This is a genomic window from Streptomyces sp. ITFR-21, assembly GCF_031844685.1.
Classification (GTDB): Bacteria; Actinomycetota; Actinomycetes; order Streptomycetales; family Streptomycetaceae; genus Actinacidiphila.
On sequence record NZ_CP134605.1, the window covers coordinates 2,383,847 to 2,399,039 of the forward strand.

At 72.0% G+C, this 15,193-nt stretch carries 17 protein-coding genes, 1 tRNA gene and 2 pseudogenes; 11 read left to right on the forward strand and 9 right to left on the reverse strand.

Features of this window, described 5'->3' with window-relative positions; translation table 11 throughout:
* The first annotated feature begins 36 nt into the window (after window positions 1-36).
* A complete protein-coding gene (locus RLT57_RS10520; RefSeq protein WP_311297111.1) occupies window positions 37-321 on the forward strand; it encodes a hypothetical protein in 285 nt (94 codons plus the stop codon).
* A gap of 155 nt (window positions 322-476) precedes the next feature.
* Here the strand turns inward: RLT57_RS10520 and RLT57_RS10525 are convergent, their stop codons facing one another.
* Complete coding sequence (locus RLT57_RS10525; protein ID WP_311297112.1) at window positions 477-1,094, reverse strand: FMN reductase; 618 nt, start codon at window positions 1,092-1,094, stop codon at window positions 477-479.
* The gene (locus RLT57_RS10530) at window positions 1,091-2,197 is read right to left on the reverse strand and encodes an LLM class flavin-dependent oxidoreductase (protein WP_311297113.1); all 1,107 of its coding nucleotides are present in this window, start codon (window positions 2,195-2,197) and stop codon (window positions 1,091-1,093) included. The genes RLT57_RS10525 and RLT57_RS10530 overlap by 4 nt, the downstream gene beginning before the upstream one ends.
* A 251-nt stretch (window positions 2,198-2,448) precedes the next feature.
* Here RLT57_RS10530 and RLT57_RS10535 point away from each other — a divergent pair.
* Window positions 2,449-2,521, forward strand: a tRNA-Arg gene (locus RLT57_RS10535).
* Window positions 2,522-2,898: 377 nt separating this feature from the next.
* Here RLT57_RS10535 and RLT57_RS10540 read toward each other — a convergent pair.
* A complete protein-coding gene (locus RLT57_RS10540; RefSeq protein WP_311297114.1) occupies window positions 2,899-3,141 on the reverse strand; it encodes a hypothetical protein in 243 nt (80 codons plus the stop codon).
* Window positions 3,142-3,870: 729 nt separating this feature from the next.
* A complete protein-coding gene (locus RLT57_RS10545) occupies window positions 3,871-5,055 on the reverse strand; it encodes a helix-turn-helix domain-containing protein (RefSeq protein WP_311297115.1) in 1,185 nt (394 codons plus the stop codon).
* A 183-nt stretch (window positions 5,056-5,238) separates the two neighbouring features.
* Between RLT57_RS10545 and RLT57_RS10550 the strand changes: the two genes are divergently transcribed.
* Both RLT57_RS10550 and RLT57_RS10555 read left to right on the forward strand, forming a co-directional pair.
* The gene (locus tag RLT57_RS10550) at window positions 5,239-5,475 is read left to right on the forward strand and encodes a hypothetical protein (protein ID WP_311297116.1); all 237 of its coding nucleotides are present in this window, start codon (window positions 5,239-5,241) and stop codon (window positions 5,473-5,475) included.
* A gap of 300 nt (window positions 5,476-5,775) precedes the next feature.
* Entirely contained in the window at window positions 5,776-6,006 is a 231-nt protein-coding gene (locus RLT57_RS10555; protein ID WP_311297117.1) for a hypothetical protein, read from the forward strand.
* Window positions 6,007-6,030: 24 nt separating this feature from the next.
* On the opposite strand, the gene RLT57_RS10560 is transcribed toward RLT57_RS10555, so the two are convergent.
* Window positions 6,031-6,315, reverse strand: coding sequence for a hypothetical protein (locus tag RLT57_RS10560; RefSeq protein ID WP_311297118.1), 285 nt, complete (start codon window positions 6,313-6,315; stop codon window positions 6,031-6,033).
* 336 nt (window positions 6,316-6,651) lie between these two features.
* On the opposite strand from RLT57_RS10560, the pseudogene RLT57_RS10565 reads away from it, so the two are divergent.
* From RLT57_RS10565 to RLT57_RS10575, 3 genes and pseudogenes are all read left to right on the forward strand, one after another.
* Window positions 6,652-6,756 (forward strand): annotated as a pseudogene (locus RLT57_RS10565) (transposase); the annotation flags it as partial.
* Window positions 6,757-7,238: 482 nt separating this feature from the next.
* Entirely contained in the window at window positions 7,239-7,757 is a 519-nt protein-coding gene (locus RLT57_RS10570) for a hypothetical protein (protein WP_311297119.1), read from the forward strand.
* A gap of 266 nt (window positions 7,758-8,023) precedes the next feature.
* Entirely contained in the window at window positions 8,024-8,644 is a 621-nt protein-coding gene (locus RLT57_RS10575; RefSeq protein ID WP_311297121.1) for an RDD family protein, read from the forward strand.
* Window positions 8,645-8,909: 265 nt separating this feature from the next.
* Here the strand turns inward: RLT57_RS10575 and RLT57_RS10580 are convergent, their stop codons facing one another.
* Window positions 8,910-9,089, reverse strand: coding sequence for a helix-turn-helix domain-containing protein (locus RLT57_RS10580; protein WP_311297122.1), 180 nt, complete (start codon window positions 9,087-9,089; stop codon window positions 8,910-8,912).
* A gap of 236 nt (window positions 9,090-9,325) precedes the next feature.
* Here RLT57_RS10580 and RLT57_RS10585 point away from each other — a divergent pair, with 236 nt between their 5' ends.
* The 3 genes and pseudogenes from RLT57_RS10585 (at window position 9,326) to RLT57_RS10595 (ending at window position 12,408) form a co-directional block, all read left to right on the forward strand.
* A complete protein-coding gene (locus tag RLT57_RS10585; RefSeq protein WP_311297123.1) occupies window positions 9,326-9,856 on the forward strand; it encodes a hypothetical protein in 531 nt (176 codons plus the stop codon).
* A gap of 216 nt (window positions 9,857-10,072) precedes the next feature.
* A pseudogene (locus RLT57_RS10590) lies at window positions 10,073-11,348 on the forward strand (permease).
* A gap of 40 nt (window positions 11,349-11,388) precedes the next feature.
* Entirely contained in the window at window positions 11,389-12,408 is a 1,020-nt protein-coding gene (locus RLT57_RS10595) for a pseudouridine synthase (protein ID WP_311297124.1), read from the forward strand.
* Between the two features lie 149 nt (window positions 12,409-12,557).
* Here RLT57_RS10595 and RLT57_RS10600 read toward each other — a convergent pair whose 3' ends face one another.
* Window positions 12,558-13,349 carry a VOC family protein gene (locus RLT57_RS10600; RefSeq protein WP_311297125.1) on the reverse strand — a complete coding sequence of 264 codons (792 nt, stop codon included), beginning with the start codon at window positions 13,347-13,349 and terminating at the stop codon, window positions 12,558-12,560.
* Between the two features lie 200 nt (window positions 13,350-13,549).
* Between RLT57_RS10600 and RLT57_RS10605 the strand changes: the two genes are divergently transcribed.
* Window positions 13,550-13,753 carry a hypothetical protein gene (locus RLT57_RS10605; RefSeq protein ID WP_311297126.1) on the forward strand — a complete coding sequence of 68 codons (204 nt, stop codon included), beginning with the start codon at window positions 13,550-13,552 and terminating at the stop codon, window positions 13,751-13,753.
* 76 nt (window positions 13,754-13,829) lie between these two features.
* On the opposite strand, the gene panD is transcribed toward RLT57_RS10605, so the two are convergent.
* Together panD and RLT57_RS10615 are read right to left on the reverse strand one after the other, a co-directional pair.
* On the reverse strand, window positions 13,830-14,252 hold the full coding sequence (panD, locus tag RLT57_RS10610; protein WP_311297127.1) for an aspartate 1-decarboxylase: 423 nt from the start codon (window positions 14,250-14,252) through the stop codon (window positions 13,830-13,832).
* A complete protein-coding gene (locus tag RLT57_RS10615) occupies window positions 14,207-14,662 on the reverse strand; it encodes an FUSC family protein (RefSeq protein ID WP_311297128.1) in 456 nt (151 codons plus the stop codon). The genes panD and RLT57_RS10615 overlap by 46 nt, the downstream gene beginning before the upstream one ends.
* Window positions 14,663-15,193: the final 531 nt, after the last annotated feature.

Consider the following 15,193-nt stretch of genomic DNA (forward strand, 5'->3'; position numbering starts at 1 on the left):
CAGGTCGTACGATTTCTGTGGGCGACCATACGAGTGGTGATCACACTCGGCGTCGTCGTGGCGGTGGGTGCCTGGCTGAGCGGGCCCGGGCGGTGGGCGGGGCGGGTCCGGGAGATGTGGGAGTCGGTGATCGCCGCGGTGCGGGAGGGGACAGGGGTCACCTCGACCGGGTCGGTCGGACGGTGGGTGCACCGCTGTCGGCGGGCGCTGCGATGGGGTGCGGTGCTGGTGGCGGCCGTCGTGCTGGTGCTGTGGTCTTATCCGACCGGTTGGGTCGTCTTCTGGATCGCGGTGGTGGCCGTGCGGCGCTGGGCGTCGTGAGGTTCGTGGACGACCGGCGTCACTCGGCGGGGAGAGGGTGATGATGCGATCATCACCGCCGCGTACATCACCCTCCCGGGCGCATCGCCCTCCCAGGTGAGTCACCCGTTCGAAGACGCGCCCCCGGTGCTCGGTCACCCGGGGGCGCGCGCGGGTCACTCTTCCGTGGCCAGGGCCGCGAGCTGCTGCTCGAAGGGGACGACGGCCTCCTCCGGCGCCGACCCGCGTACCACGGCGGGGCGGGCTTCGATGAGGGCGGCCAGTTCGGCCGCCGCGCGGTCGATACGGCTGTCGAGGGCTCCGTCGCCACCTGCGCCCCAGTCCTCGGCGGCCGCGTACACGGCCGTCGGTATGACGATCGACCGCAGGTAGGCGAAGAGCGGACGCATCGCGTGCTCCAGCACCAGCGAGTGCCGGGCGGAACCGCCGGTCGCCGCGATCAGCACCGGGGTGCCGGTCAGCGCCCGGTTGTCGATGACGTCGAAGAACGACTTGAACAGGCCGCTGTAGGAGCCGGTGAAGACCGGGGTGACGGCGATCAGGCCGTCGGCGCCGGTCACCGTCCCGATGGCGTCGCGCAGCCTGGGGCCGGGGAAGCCGGTGACCATGTTCTGGGCGATCTCGGCGGCGAGTTCCCGCAGTTCGACCACTTGTACGTCGAGGTCGGCGGTGTGCGCCTGCCGCCGGACGGCTTCGGTCAGCCGGTCGGCGAGCAGCCGCGTCGAGGACGGGCGGCTGAGCCCGGCGGTGACCGCCACGAGCTTATTCGTCATGCCTGCGCCTTAAGGAGTGCGGCGGCCTGGGCGTCGCGGCGGGCGACGAGGGCCTGGTGGGTGGGGCCGTCGGGGACGTCCGCGGGGCGTCCCTTGGCGAACTCCTCGCGCAGCACGGGTACGACCTCCTCACCGAGGATGTCGAGCTGTTCCAGGACCGTCTTCAGCGGCAGGCCGGCGTGGTCCATGAGGAACAGCTGCCGCTGGTAGTCGCCGAAGGTCTCGCGGAAGCCCAGCGTCTTGTCGATGACCTCCTGGGGCGAGCCGACGGTGAGCGGGGTCTGCTCGGTGAACTCCTCCAGCGACGGGCCGTGGCCGTAGACGGGGGCGTTGTCGAAGTAGGGGCGGAACTCGCGGACGGCGTCCTGGGAGTTCTTGCGCATGAACACCTGCCCGCCCAGGCCCACGATCGCCTGTTCGGGCGTGCCGTGGCCGTAGTGGGCGTAGCGGTCGCGGTAAAGGCCGATGAGGCGCTTGAAGTGCTCGTTGGGCCAGAAGATGTTGTTGGCGAAGAAGCCGTCGCCGTAGTAGGCGGCCTGTTCGGCGATCTCGGGGCTGCGGATCGAGCCGTGCCAGACGAACGGGGGCACGTCGTCGAGGGGGCGCGGCGTGGAGGTGAAGGACTGCAGGGGTGTGCGGAACTTGCCCGCCCAGTTGACCGCGTCCTCGCGCCACAGCTTGTGGAGCAGCGCGTAGTTCTCGACGGCCAGTGGGATGCCCTGGCGGATGTCCTTGCCGAACCACGGGTAGACCGGGCCGGTGTTGCCGCGTCCCATCATCAGATCGACGCGTCCGTCGGCCAGGTGCTGCAGCATCGCGAAGTCCTCGGCGATCTTCACCGGGTCGTTCGTGGTGATGAGGGTGGTCGAGGTGGAGAGGATCAGATGATCGGTGCGCGCGGCGATGTGTCCGAGCATCGTCGTGGGAGACGACGGTACGAAGGGCGGATTGTGGTGCTCGCCGGTCGCGAAGACGTCGAGGCCGACCTCTTCGGCCTTGAGTGCGATGGCGACCATCGCCTTGATCCGCTCATGCTCGCTCGGTGTCCGTCCCGTGGTCGGGTCCGCGGTGACGTCGCCGACTGTGAAGATTCCGAACTGCATTTCTCCCACCGTCCCGTTTGGTTGACTGTTCAATCACCCGAACATTCCGGTCCCCGGGACTATTCCCGCGCCCTGACGCACCCGGTCGGCGTCAATAGGTGCCGGTCGGATGGTCGGACAAGGGGTGGGCGCGACGAGCGGCAAAAGGACACGGGGCCGCTGCCGAGCGGCGTCGGCCGCAAAGGAGCCCGAGCGGGCGGTCGGCGCCCGGGGACGATCCGGTAGTCTGTCGTTGGTTCAGGCACTCCCCCGCCCCAGTAGCTCAGGGGATAGAGCACGGCTCTCCTAAAGCCGGTGTCGCAGGTTCGAATCCTGCCTGGGGCACGCCTGTCAGCAGCACAGATACAGCGAACGGCCAGGTCAGGGGCGCTCCCCCGAACCTGGCCCGTTCGCATTTCCTGGAACCCGCTGGAACCTACTGGCCGCCTTCTGGAACCCGCCGGCAGGGCGGCGTCCCCTAAACGTCCCCTGAACGATCATGTATTGCCGCAGCTCCGGGGCATGGAACGGGCCCTCAGCCGCCAAGGCGGAGAGGGGCCGCTTCACGCCGGGCTCCGACAGGGGGCCGCCCGAGTCAGACCCGGCGCGTCTGAGGTTCTATTCGACAGCGGACCGGCTCGCCAGGTTGTACATGACCTGGACGTTCACCTGAACGGATGAACATCCGTTCGATTCTGGCGCACGCCCCCGGGCGATGCGGCTCAGTCGGGCAGCGCGATGCTGTCGGCGGCCTGGTTCACGGGCTCCTCCGCCGCCTCCCGCTCGTCCGTCCCGGCGGTGTGCTGTCCGGCGGCCAGGGCGGCGGCGCCGAGGGCGGCGAGCTGCTGGTCGAAGTCGTCGCCGTTGCTGGGCACAGGGGTCTCCTGGTGGTGTCGGACGTAGCGGGCGCAGCCGCCCCGGTGCACGTAGAGGAGGCTGGCACCGGTGGCCTGGTCGACGTGCACCTCCTGAGCCTGGACGCGCAGTAGTGGCTTGCTGGCAGCGGGCGCAGGGCCGGCCGGCCGTGGCGGTGCTGGGCGGCCCGGCGGGGTGGTCGTCCGGCGCGGGGACCGGCCGGTGCGGGGATTCCGGCGGCCGGTCCCGGTGGCCTGTCCACGGGGCCTGCCCGGTCTCCTGATAGGCCCGCCGCAGACGGGCCGCGTCCACGCACTGGTACCCGGCGAGGCAGGTGGGGCACTCCCGCAGGTGGCCCAGGTAGGCGTCCCGTAAATCGGTGACCGTGGGCGGCTCGGGGGTGACCGGGTCCAGGCTGCGCGGTCCGGCGCCTGTGTCCAGGTAGTGGCCGCCGGTCACCGGTGGTCCTCCGGCCGGCAGCGGTCGCACCGGCAGGGCGGCCAGATGGAGATCGCCAAGGGCGGGTCGGTGGGGCCTGGGGTGACGGCCGTCTTCGGGCGCCCGCTGGTGCGCGCGCCGGTGGCCGCGTCCACGGTGTAGACGCGCAGTGTCAGGCCCGGGTGCGGCGCCTGAGGGGGACTACCGGCCGGCGCCAGCCCGCTCCCTCGAATGTCTGTACGCTGAGCCATGTCGTCGCCCTCTCCGGCGTCGGACGTGCTCCCGGGCCTGCCAGCCGCGGGGGCCTTGTGCTGCCCGTGGGCAGCACATCGACGCTACGAGGGGTGTGACCTGGCCTTCAATGGCACTTCCGCCGGGGCCCGCACGGAAGTGCCACACGCCTACAGCGGAAGCCCTGTGGCGTCGGCAAGCAGCCGCATCCGCGGGGACAGGGTGCGGCGCCGCTCGATCACCCGTCCGAGGATGTCGCGGGCGTACTGCTGGTGCGGCAGCCACTGCGGGGCGGCCTGCCACGCCGTCTCCAGAAGGTTCACAGCCGCGTCGTACTGCCGCAGCCGCACGTGCGCCGACGCCTGGTCCAGGCGGTTGCGGTTGAGGTTGTTGCTCGTCGGGCGCATCCCTTCCCAGGAGATCTCCGAGGACAGGTGCAGGACGCGGTCGGGCCGGTCGGTGATCATGGCGTGCTCGGCCTCTTTGAGCTGCACGGTCCGGGCGTCGTAGGCCCGCAGGAACCCGCCCGGAAGAGGGCGGTCGCCCACCGCGGCGGCGGCTGAGCCGGCCAGCCGCAGCAGCTGCTGCGCGTCGTCGGAGCGGGCATCGCGGTCTGCTGCCGCCGCGCCGCGCAGCAGCAGCCAGCCCCACGCGCCGAGTTCGCCGGGGGTGGCCCGGGACATGCGGGGCTCTATCCGGTCCGCCCACTGCTCGGCCAGGGCGGCGGCGTCCGCGATACGCCCGCGGCGCAGCAGCAGCCAGCAGCGTGTGCTCACCGCGGCGGCGGCGTCGAGTTCTCCGCCGGTGGCGGCCAGGGCGCGGGTGAGGGCGGTGTCGGCCGCGTCGAACTGCCGGGTCTGGGTAAGCAGCCAGCCGACCAGTTGCAGCAGGTCGGCCTGCACCCGGCGGCCGTCTTCCTCGCCTGCGACGGCTGCGGCGTCGCGCAGCAGCGCGGGCAGTACGGTGGCGAGCTGGTCGAGGCGGTCGGAGGCGGCCAGTGGTACGGCCGCGGCTGCCGCGGCCTGGACTCCGGCGACCGTTGGAGCGTCGTCCACAGGCCCCAGCTCGGGCGCGTCAAGGGCAGCGCGGACCCGCGCCCACCGGTCCAGTACCGCGGGCGTTGCGCCGGGAGCTTCGCGGGCGGCGCCGAGGAGAACGCTGGTGGGGACGTGCAGGGCTACGGCCAGGGCGCGGGCGGTCTCCACTCGGGTGTCGTCCCGCTCGCCCTGCTCAAGCTTCCTGATCAGCGACAGCGACACGCCGGACTCGGTGGCCAGTTCGCGCTGGCTCAGACCCCGTCGTTTGCGGATTTCCCGCACCCGTTCACCGATGGTGCTGTCGGTGGGATGAGGCATACCGGTGCCACCTTCGTTTCGACCTCGACACACGAAACGGTACAGCGGCCCGTGCAGTGCGCGGGGCCGCAGGCCTGTCGTACCGGGCCCGTTGCATCACGGCACGGACCTCCCCGAACCCTGGTCGAGCTGCAGCGCCACGCCGACACCGCCTGGGCCGCAGTTACGGCGCACCGGCAGCAGGTGGACGCCCGCCGCCGGGTCGGGGCCGTCCCCGTGCGGGAGCTCGCCAAGTGGCAGGTCCAGCCCCTCCCTGCGTGGACGCCCGAGGAGGACGAGGAGCACACCCGGCTCATGGGCATCGTCACCGCGGCGGCCGAAGCGCTCCACGCGGGGATCGCAGAAGCTGGCCTCACCGAGGACTACGCCACCGTGCAAGGACGCCGCAAGACGGCGCGAGAGCAGGCCGCCGGCCGGTAGCCTCGGCGCGTGAGTGTCGTGAAGTACGTGGGCGGCCCGCTGGACGGCAAGACCATGGACGTGAGCGGCTGAACGGACGAGCAGATCCGCTCCGGCGTGTAGGGGATCGTGGACGGGTGGGTCGCGCGGGCCGACTACGACCCGGCCGAGGGCGAGGACCCGCCGGTCTGGCACTACCGCGGGCCCGTACCGGGGTGAGTAGCACGGGCCCGCGCTACTCACCCGTTCGCCCCGCCCCGCGGGCGCACCCCGGCGGCCCGGGGCACGGTGGAGACCCGTCCCCACCACCCTGGAGACCCGATGCTGGTCAAACTTTTGCACGACAAGGGCATGCGGTCCGAGCACGCCTACACCGCCGGTTTCATTTCGATCGGCCTGACCCTCCTGACCTGGCAGGGATCACGGCGGATCGAGCAGAAGGGCGAAGAACGCGCCGACCGCATGTCGATTTTCGTCGGGGAGTGGGCACCCACCTTCTTCGCCCTCGGACTGGCCCTGGCCAACTACGAGAACAAGACGTTCAAGCACTGACAGCTGCCGATCAGGCGGCGCCTGTCAGACCGGACGCGATACGCCGCGCCCCCGCCCATGAAGGGCGGGGGCGCGGGTTGTTGCAAGCGGCGCCTCAAGGGGCGACGGGTTTCGGCAACTGGTCGTTGCTGAGCGGGAACCGTTGACGGCTCTCATCTGTTCCGGGAAGGCGATCGGGGTGTAGTCGGCGAGGATGTCGAAAGTGTCCGCAGGCCAGTCGCCCGGACCACCGCGGAGCAGAACGAGTCGCTGGTCGAACTCGAAATTCGCGCGGTCGATCCGCTGCACCAGCGACAGGGCGTGGTCCATGCCCGCCTCCGTTCCGCCGACGGCCTGGACCGGTACCTTCCGCTGCGGCGTGTCGGCCCTTGCTGTGGGGCGAACCTGCGAACCCAGCGGGAGCTTGATCGTCGGCCGACGGGTGTAGGGGAGATGGGCCCCGTCCAGGAACGTGTACGGCTGGCGGATGAGCGGGCTCTCTTTGGTTCCGGAGGGGCGAGATACCGCAAGCCGTCCGCCATGAGCATCGCGCTGGCGATGTCGGAGGCCCGTCGCTCAGCCTGCTCGACCGGGCGCCGGCCGACGATACGGTCGTCGATCTCACCGAGTTCGAAGGCCGCCAGGATCTCCGTCCAGGCTGTGGCGGCCTTCACCGCCTTTCCCCGCGAGATCTGGCGGCAGATCCGGTCGAACAACCCGCAGGAACGCCTGAACAAGAAGATCCGCCGCCGCAGCGACGTCGTGTCCCTGGGCGCCGGGTGGTGCTCGTAGTCGGCGGCTCCCAGTGCCAGGGCGACGGCCATCCCCAGGAGGTTGACCTCGTTGGGCCGCTCCGGCACGGCCGAATCCGGTGTCGGCTCCAGGCGGATGCCCTCAGCGGGGACGTCCACCACTTGGGCGGCGTACATGACTGGCATGGGCCGGGTCTCCTTCGTTCGGGCAGGACGTGCGACGGCCTTGAGCGGCCGGGGGCGGCCGGCGCACCGCGCGTGGGCGGATGGGGCCGCAAGGCCCGCCGCCCGGCGTCCCAGCGCCCTATTGAACAACGCGGGCGGCCGGATACCGGCCGGGCTCGCCACGGGCACCGGTGCGCCGGGGTGCAGGTTCACCGGGTCGCCGCCGCGGGCTTCCGCCTCCGGCGCGGCGGGACCGGCGGACGGGATACGGGGAGATGGGCACCTCATGCGGTTACATCGTGCGCAACCGTAGTGTTCCGGGTGAAAGGCGGCACCGTGGCCCACAGCACCGGCCGTGGCATGGTTCCGGCGCGGCGTGGGGAGCCCCTGCAGCGGCTGCTGTTCGGCGGGGTGTACGGGACGGTGCTGTCCAGTGCGCTGGCGGCGGCGCTGGACCATGACAGCGGGGCGCCCGACTCCGGCTACGACGCGCTGTGGATTCTGGTGGCGGTGGTCGCCTCCGCCGCGGCGCACGGGTACGCCCACGCGATCGCGCACCGCACCGCCGACGGGCGGGAGGCCGCCCTTGAGGCGGTGCGGTCGGTGCTGACCGAGTGGCCGCTTGTGGCGGCGGCGGTGCCGACCCTGGCCGCGCTCGTGGGGGCCTCGGCGGGGTGGTGGAGCGAGGAGGGCGGGATCAACGCCGCCCTGGCCGTCAACACCGTGGCGCTGTTCGGCTGGGGGCTGTGGGCCGGCCGGACGGCGGGGCAGAGCTGGGCGACGGCCTGCCGTGTCGGCGCCGTGGACGTGCTGCTCGGCCTGTTCATCGTGGTCGTGAACGTCGTGAGCCACTGAGCGGCCCGGCCGGCCGGGGCGCCGGCAGGTCCCGTCGGCGCCCCGCCTTCGTCCACGCGAGGGGAGGAGGCGTTCCGAGGGTGACCGACCAGGGGTGAGCGCCGGGCGAGGCAGACGTTCGTGCGGGCCCGGCCGGCCGGCGGCAGGGGCGCCCACCAGCGGCGGTCGGGGGGATCGGGACGGGAGCGCCTGCCGGGAAGAGTCGGCCGCGAGACAGCCCGAGAAGGCGTCGACTGATTGTTCGATCACCTGCTTTACTCACCGCCATGAGCGAGAATCAGCCGCCTCCTTACGGCGGCGTGCCGGAGGGACAGCCTCCATACGGACAGAACCCGTACGGACAGAACCCGTACGGACAGGACCCCTACGGCCAGCAGCCTCCGTACGGACAGGACCCCTACGGTCAGAATCCTTACGGGCAGCCCCAACAGCCGGGGCCGCCCTCCTACCCCGGCGGCGCACCTCAGGACTTCCAGGCCTACGGACAGCAGCCGGCCGGCATACCGCCGCTGGCGCACTGGGGTTGGCGCGTGCTCGCCACCCTCATCGACGGTGTCATCACCTACGTGGCCGACACGATCGTGCATGCGGTCGTGGGCGGCGGTGCCGGCGCGGCCCTCGGCAGCATCGTCGCGTTGGCCGTCTGGTTCGGCCTTGCCTACATGGAGGGTACGAAGGGACAGACCCCCGGCAAGATGGCGGCCGGTATACGGGTGCTGCGCGAGGCGGACGGCAGCCTGCTCGGGTTCGGCCTGGCCGTCGGCCGGCGCCTGCTGCACGTCCTGGACGCGATCTCCTGCTACGTCGGCTTCCTCTGGCCGCTGTGGGACAGCAAGAGGCAGACGTTCGCCGACAAGATCGTGCACACCGTCGTCATCAGGCCCTGACTTTGTCCCGCCGCCGGTTCTCCGGCATCCGAGAAGAAGGCCGCCCCGGCGAGGGGCGGCCTTCCGTCCGTGTCGGGCTCCTCGGCGGGAACCCCGCGGGTGCCTCGCGGGCCGACACCGGCGCTCCGACCGTCGGTTTCCGGCCATGTTGGTCGACAGGGCCCGCGCCTGAGGGGGCCCGCCCGCGTCGCGCGGAGACAGCGGGCCGGGCGGCGGCTCGGACACGGCGCGGCCGGGCCTTGCCCACGGCCGGTCGGCGGAGGTGTCAGCGGTCGTGGGTGATGGCGGCAGTGGAGACGCCAAGGGCCTCGGCGTAGCGGCGGATGGTGTCGTCACTGGCTCCGACGAGGCCGCGTTCCAGGCGGGAGAGATGGCCCCGGTCCAGGCCCGTTCTGGCCTGCATCTCCCGCAAGCTCACTTTCCGAGCTGTGCGGAGTGCTCTCATTGCCGCGCCGTTCGGTCTCACATCCTGAAATTAGCTGTACGCAGCTCAGGTCGCAACTATGCAAGCGAGTATAGAAGGCTCTTTCTCAGAGCTTTAAAACTCTTTAGCGGGCTTCAACACGGGTCTTCCTGCGTGTCGTCACGCAACCGGGGGGCCGCTTTCGGCGCTCTCCAACGCAGGTCAAAAGACCGAAAGACACCTACGTGGTTGCATGAACTAGGGCATGATGAGGCCCCATGGACGGAGACTGGGTGCGAGTGGGCAGAGCCGTGGAGACAGCACGTGAAGGCTTGGGGCTCACCCAAAAGGGGCTCGGCGAACTCGCCGACGGGGCCGGGCGGACGGTCATCCAGACCATCGAGCGCGGCCACAAGTTCAAGAAGGTGACCAAGACCCTGCGCAACGTCGAGCTCGCGCTGGGCTGGAAGCGGGGCTCGGTCGAGAACATCCTGGCCGGCGGTGACGCGCTGCCCTCCGACGAGTTGGCGGAGCGCAATTCGATCGGGCGATCGGCCCAGGGTGCCTACGCGGGACTGCCGCTCCGGGTGGCCAACACGCTCGCCGAGGGCGTCACCCTGGACACCACGATCCTGCCGCTCACCGACTACGCGGCGATGGTCGTCGTGGTCAAGGGCAAGCCGACCGCGACGCCCGAGCAGCTCCGGCTGGCGCTGCTGGCCTGGGAGGGCGAGAGGGGCTACCTGCGCCGGTCGCAGAGCCAGCCGGACGGCGCGCCGAGCACGCAGAGCGCCCCACAGGAGGCGTGAACCCGAGCACATCGCTGCGACAGAGCCCGCGAGCAGCTCGGTCCGGGCTCGGGCCTGATCCGCGTCCGGTGGGCGGAGCGGGGCTCTGGGCCGGGCTCCGGCCGGGCGGCGCCGGAGTTATCCACAACCCGACCGTTTTCGGTCCGCTCCGGTTCCCGCGTTTGTGGTTGCATGATCGGACCGTGCAGCAGGCCGACGGGAGAACGGGGGTGCCTCATGCATGCGATCCGGCACGCCCTTTCCATCACCGGCTCGATGACCTGGGAAATCACTCGGGCGCTGGTGCTCGGGTCCGTACTGTCGGCGGTCGTGCAGGCGGTCGTGCAGGCGGTCGTGCAGGCGGTCGTGCGCAAGTCGACCGTGGTACGGCTGCTCGGCGACGACCGGTCGCGGACACTGTCGGTGGCCTCACTTCTGGGGTCGGCGTCGTCGTCCTGTCTCGTACGCGGCGGTGGCGCTGGCCCGTTCCCTGATCGTCAAGGGCGCGGACTTCACCGGGGCGATCGCCTTCGAGATCGCCTCGACGAATCTGCCGGTCGAACTCGGCGTGATCCTCGCGCTCCTGATGGGGTGGCGGTTCACGGCGGCGGAGTTCATCGGCGGGCCGATCATGATCGTGGTGCTCGCGGTGCTGTTCCGGCTGCTGCTGCAGGACCGGTTGCTGCGGGATGCGCGGGAGCAGGCCGGCGCGGGGTGGCCGGGTCGATGGAGGGGCATGCCGCGACGGACATGTCGGTGGGCGGCGAGGGGCCGTTCCGGCGGCGGCTGCTGTCGCGGGACGGCTTCACCTCGGTGGCGCACGTGTTCGTGATGGAGTGGGCGGCGATCCTGCGCGACCTGGTCGCGGGGCTGCTGATCGCGGGGGCGATCGCCGCGTGGGTGCCCCGACGGCTTCTGGCGGACGTTCTTCTTCGACGGCCACCCGCTGGCGTCCAAGGTGTTCGGGCCGATCGTGGGACCGCCGGTCGCGGTGGTGTCCTTCGTCTGCTCGATCGGCGACGTGCCGTTGGCGGTGGTGCTGTGGAAGGGAGGCATCAGCTTCGGCGGGGTGGTGGCGTTCATCTTCGCGGATCTGCTGATCCTGCCGATCCTGAACGTCTACCGCCGGTACTACGGGCTGCGCACGACGGGGTTCCTCGCCGGCACCTTCTATGTGGCGATGGTGGCGGCCGGCTACCTCGCCGAGCTGGTCTTCGGCGGCGGCGGGCTGGTACCGGACCAGGCCGACGCCACCGTCCCGACCGACGGCGTCACCTGGAACTACACGACCTGGCTCACCATCGTCTTTTTGCTGCTGGCCGCCGCGCCGGTGGCGCGCTTCTGGTGGACCGGCGGGCTGCCCATGCTGCGGATGACGGGCGGCGCCCCTGCGGGGCCGGACAGCAGCCACCAGGAGCACCAAGGACACCGGGGCCACGAAGGACAGCGCGCAGACGGCGGGCACGACAGCCACGGCGGCGGGAGTGACCACCGTGGCCGGCCGGCCACGTAGCCTGGCGGCCGACGAGTCGACGGGGGGAGGTGAGGGCAGGGTGGCGCGCAGACCAGGGCGCAAGGCGCCGCCGTCGCCGCTGGAGCAGCGCGACGGGGTGGACGCGGTGTGCGTGCGCCTGCCGGGCGACACCCGTTCCCACGGGCAGCAGCGGCAGGCGGGCCGGGCCGGCCGCGGCGCGGCGACGGCCGACGGCCCGCCGCCGACCGTGGCCGCGTACCTGCTGGAGCGCTACGCCGCCGCCGTCGGGGCCGCAGAGGTGGCGGCGATGCTGGCGGCCGGCCGGTTCGTGGGCGCCGACGGGCGGCCGGTGGACGCGGGCACGCCGTACGAGCCCGGCGGGTATGTGTGGTTCCACCGGGACACGGCCCCCGAGCAGCCGGTGCCGTTCGCGATACGGGTGGTGCACCGCGACGCGCGGATCGTCGTCGCGGACAAGCCGCACTTCCTGGCCACCACGCCGCGCGGCCGGCACATCACGCAGACCGCGGTGGCCCGGTTGCGGCGGGACCTGGACCTGCCGCTGCTGTCGCCAGCGCACCGGCTGGACCGGCTGACCGCCGGGCTGGTGCTGTTCGTCGTACGGCCCGAGGACCGGGGGGCGTACCAGACGCTGTTCCGGGACCGGCGGGTCCGCAAGGAGTACGAGGCGGTCGCCGCGCACGATCCGGCGGTGGAGCTGCCGCGCACCATGCGTAGCCGGATCGTCAAGGAGCACGGGGTGCTGGCCGCCCGGGAGGTACCCGGGCCGGTCAACGCGGAGACCAGGATCGAGCTGCTGGGCCACCGCGGCGGGCTCGGCCGCTACCGGCTGCTCCCCGCCACGGGCCGCACCCATCAGCTGCGGGTGCACATGAGCGCGCTGGGCCTGCCGCTGCTGCACGATCCGCTCTACCCGGAGGTGGCGGAGGAGACGGCGGAGGACGACCCGGGCCGTTTCGATCGGCCGCTGCAACTGCTGGCGCGGGCGCTGGAGTTCACCGACCCCCGGACAGGACGGCCGGTGCGGTTCGAAAGTGCGCGGGAGCTGGCCGCGTGGGCGGCTCCCACCGTGCCCTGAGCCGCCCCGCCTCTGCCTCAGGCCGGGGCCCGCCCAGGCCCGGGGCAGAGGCGGGGCGGCTCAGGGCACGGGGGCCCCGCGGGGTCGGGCCCCGGAACTTTGGGGTTCGGCTGTCCCGGGGCCGCGCGGGCCCGCGGGCCCGCGCAGTGTCAGACCGTGGACTCCGCGGGGGTGAGCAACGCGAAGGACGCGCCTTCGGGGTCCTTGAGCAGCGCCATGCGGCCGACGCCCTCCATGTCGGTGGGAGGCATCACGACGCCGGCACCGCGCTCGGCCGCCTTGGCGGTCACCGTGTCGCAGTTGGCGACCGAGAAATAGGGCTGCCAGTAGCCGGTGTCGTCCGGGAGCATGTCGCTGCCGAGTTGTGTGAGGCCGCCGTGGGAGCCTTCCTGGCCGCCGCCGGAGCGCGAGGCGACGACGTAGTCGCCGGAGCCGTCGGGCAGCGGCATGTCCTCGTAGTCCCAGTCGAAGACGGTGTCGTAGAAGCGCTTGGCCTGCTCCGGGTCGGTCGTGCAGAGCTCCGTCCAGCACAGGCCGCCGGCGCCGACCCGGTCCAGACCCTGGTTGCCGCGGGGCTGCCAGACGGCGAAGTCGGCGCCGCCCGGGTCGGTGTAACCCGCCAGACGCCCCCGGTCGAGGACGTCCGTCGGCGGGAAGCGGACGGAGCCGCCGGCCTGTTCGACGGCCTTGGTGGTGGCGTCCGCGTCGGCCGACTCGAAGTGCACCGTCCAGGCCGCGTCGGCGTCGGCACTCCGCAGCGGGCCGAGCGCGGCGACCGTCTGGCCGGCGAGCTGGAACAGGCCGTAGCCGCCGGACTCGGGGCCCGCCGACCGCAGGTCCCAGTCGAAGAGCGCCTTGTAGAACGCGGCGGCCGCCTCGGTGTCGTGGCTGCCCAGATCGATCCAGTTGGGAGCCCCGGGAACGTAGTCGCTGGTGAGCATGGTGCCGACCTCCGTGCGTTGAGGGATGTGCCGGATTCAGACGGTGTGTCCTCTCTCACACCAGCATGGCAGCAGCCGTCGGGGACCGCTTTCCACCGCCAGGTCACAGGCGGGCGCACGCACCGGGGCGTGACGTGGCGCACACGTGGGGTGGCGCAACGGATTCGGGATTGTCAGTGGTGCCGTCTAGGGTTGTTCACATGTACGGGGGAAGACTTGATCAGGCGAACGCGGCCCTGCGCGCGTATGTGCGGGAGCACGGTGACCGGCCCTGGACGGCCGAGGAGCTTTCGGAGCTGGCGCGGCTGCGCACCCGCTGGACGGCAGCCGCACGCGAGCTTCGCATGCAGATACGACCGGCGGGTGGGCCGGTCAGCAGTGCCGCGGTGGTGACGGCGGCCTGACCCGCGCCCCGGGGCAGTGCACCCCGGGGCGGGTCGGCAGCGGGTTTCGGGAATTCCACCGGTTTGCGGGGCCCTCTCAGGTGCGCGCGGGGGCGTGCGGCGGGCGGACGGTGTCCGTGCCGGGGGCGGGTTCGGCGGCGTCGGCGCCCAAGGCGGTGATCCGGTTGGCGGCGTCGACGTGGACGACGGCCGGCCGCAGACTGCGGGCCTGCGCGTCCTCGACCTGGGCGTAGCTGATCAGGATGACCAGGTCGCCGGGGTGCACCAGGTGGGCGGCGGCGCCGTTGACGCCGATCACGCCGGAACCGGGCTCGCCCTCGATGACATACGTCTCCAGGCGGGCGCCGTTGGTGATGTCGACGATGTGGACCAGTTCGCCCGGCAGCAGGTCGGCGGCGTCCATCAGCTCACGGTCGACGGTCACGGACCCCACGTAGTGCAGATCTGCCTGGGTCACGGTGGCCCGGTGGATCTTGGACTTGAACATGGTGCGCAGCATGGCGCCGCCTCCTGGTGGTGAGCAGGTCGCGTCCCGGACGGGTACGCGCCGACCGTCCCAGCGTAGGGCGGTCGGCCGCGGCTCCGGCCGGAGGGGCTGCGGGGAGTGCGGAACGCCCACACCGCGCGGATGAGGTCGCGCAGCCAGACGCCGATCAGCAGGTAGCAGGAGGTGACGGTCACACCGGCGGCCGGCGCGCCGGAGACCGGGTGGGCGACCAGAGTGCCGGTGAGCGCGCCGGTGAAGGCACCGGCGATGCGCAGGCCGCTGCGGTGCACCACGTCGCCGCGGCTGCGGGCGGCGCTGCACACGACGAAGGCGGTGATCACCGTCCACGTCCAGTGGTGCGGGAAGAACAGGTGGCCGGCGGCGAACCCGGCGGCCATCGCGGCGGCGCGTTGGGCGGCCAACCGGGTTTGCGGCTGCGGGTCGCGCCGCCCACCTGTGTGGCGGGCGGGGCGGGGGTCTCCTTGGCGGGCCGTTCGCGGGAGCGGAGGTCGCGCACGGCGGCGGCGTGGTCGCGGAGGGCGCCGAGGGCGGGGTCGGAGTCCGGGCCGGTGTCGGAACCGTCGCCGGGGCCAGCGTCCCGGGGCGGCAGGGCGGCCACGGCGGTGATGATCGTACGAACGGCGGTGTGCAGCCGTACACACCCCGGGGCGAGCAGACGCAGTCGGATCAGCGTTCCTATGCTCTCCCTGTCACCCGTGCGGGGCGCATGTCACTCTTCGCGTCGCACGTCACCCGCGCACGGCGTTCACCCGTACGAAGACGCGGAGACGGCGAGAACCCGATGGTCAGACTATCCCCCGGCGCGCTTGCCGACCCGGTCGCCGACCCGGCCAACAGCCATGCCGACGGCGGACGGGCGAGCGGGCCCGGCCGGGGACGGCCGCCGGAGCGCGACCGGCGTGCGGGCGTGGGGCGCGGACAGCCGACAGGTG

Coding starts and splice junctions, on each gene's coding strand:
- RLT57_RS10525 (WP_311297112.1), bottom strand. CDS start 1,094: ATGACGAATAAGCTCGTGGCGGTCACCGCCGGGCTCAGCCGCCCGTCC.
- RLT57_RS10530 (WP_311297113.1), bottom strand. CDS start 2,197: ATGCAGTTCGGAATCTTCACAGTCGGCGACGTCACCGCGGACCCGACC.
- RLT57_RS10545 (WP_311297115.1), bottom strand. CDS start 5,055: ATGCCTCATCCCACCGACAGCACCATCGGTGAACGGGTGCGGGAAATC.
- RLT57_RS10555 (WP_311297117.1), top strand. CDS start 5,776: ATGCTGGTCAAACTTTTGCACGACAAGGGCATGCGGTCCGAGCACGCC.
- RLT57_RS10560 (WP_311297118.1), bottom strand. CDS start 6,315: ATGGACCACGCCCTGTCGCTGGTGCAGCGGATCGACCGCGCGAATTTC.
- RLT57_RS10575 (WP_311297121.1), top strand. CDS start 8,024: ATGAGCGAGAATCAGCCGCCTCCTTACGGCGGCGTGCCGGAGGGACAG.
- RLT57_RS10580 (WP_311297122.1), bottom strand. CDS start 9,089: ATGAGAGCACTCCGCACAGCTCGGAAAGTGAGCTTGCGGGAGATGCAG.
- RLT57_RS10585 (WP_311297123.1), top strand. CDS start 9,326: ATGGACGGAGACTGGGTGCGAGTGGGCAGAGCCGTGGAGACAGCACGT.
- RLT57_RS10600 (WP_311297125.1), bottom strand. CDS start 13,349: ATGCTCACCAGCGACTACGTTCCCGGGGCTCCCAACTGGATCGATCTG.
- RLT57_RS10605 (WP_311297126.1), top strand. CDS start 13,550: ATGTACGGGGGAAGACTTGATCAGGCGAACGCGGCCCTGCGCGCGTAT.
- panD (WP_311297127.1), bottom strand. CDS start 14,252: ATGCTGCGCACCATGTTCAAGTCCAAGATCCACCGGGCCACCGTGACC.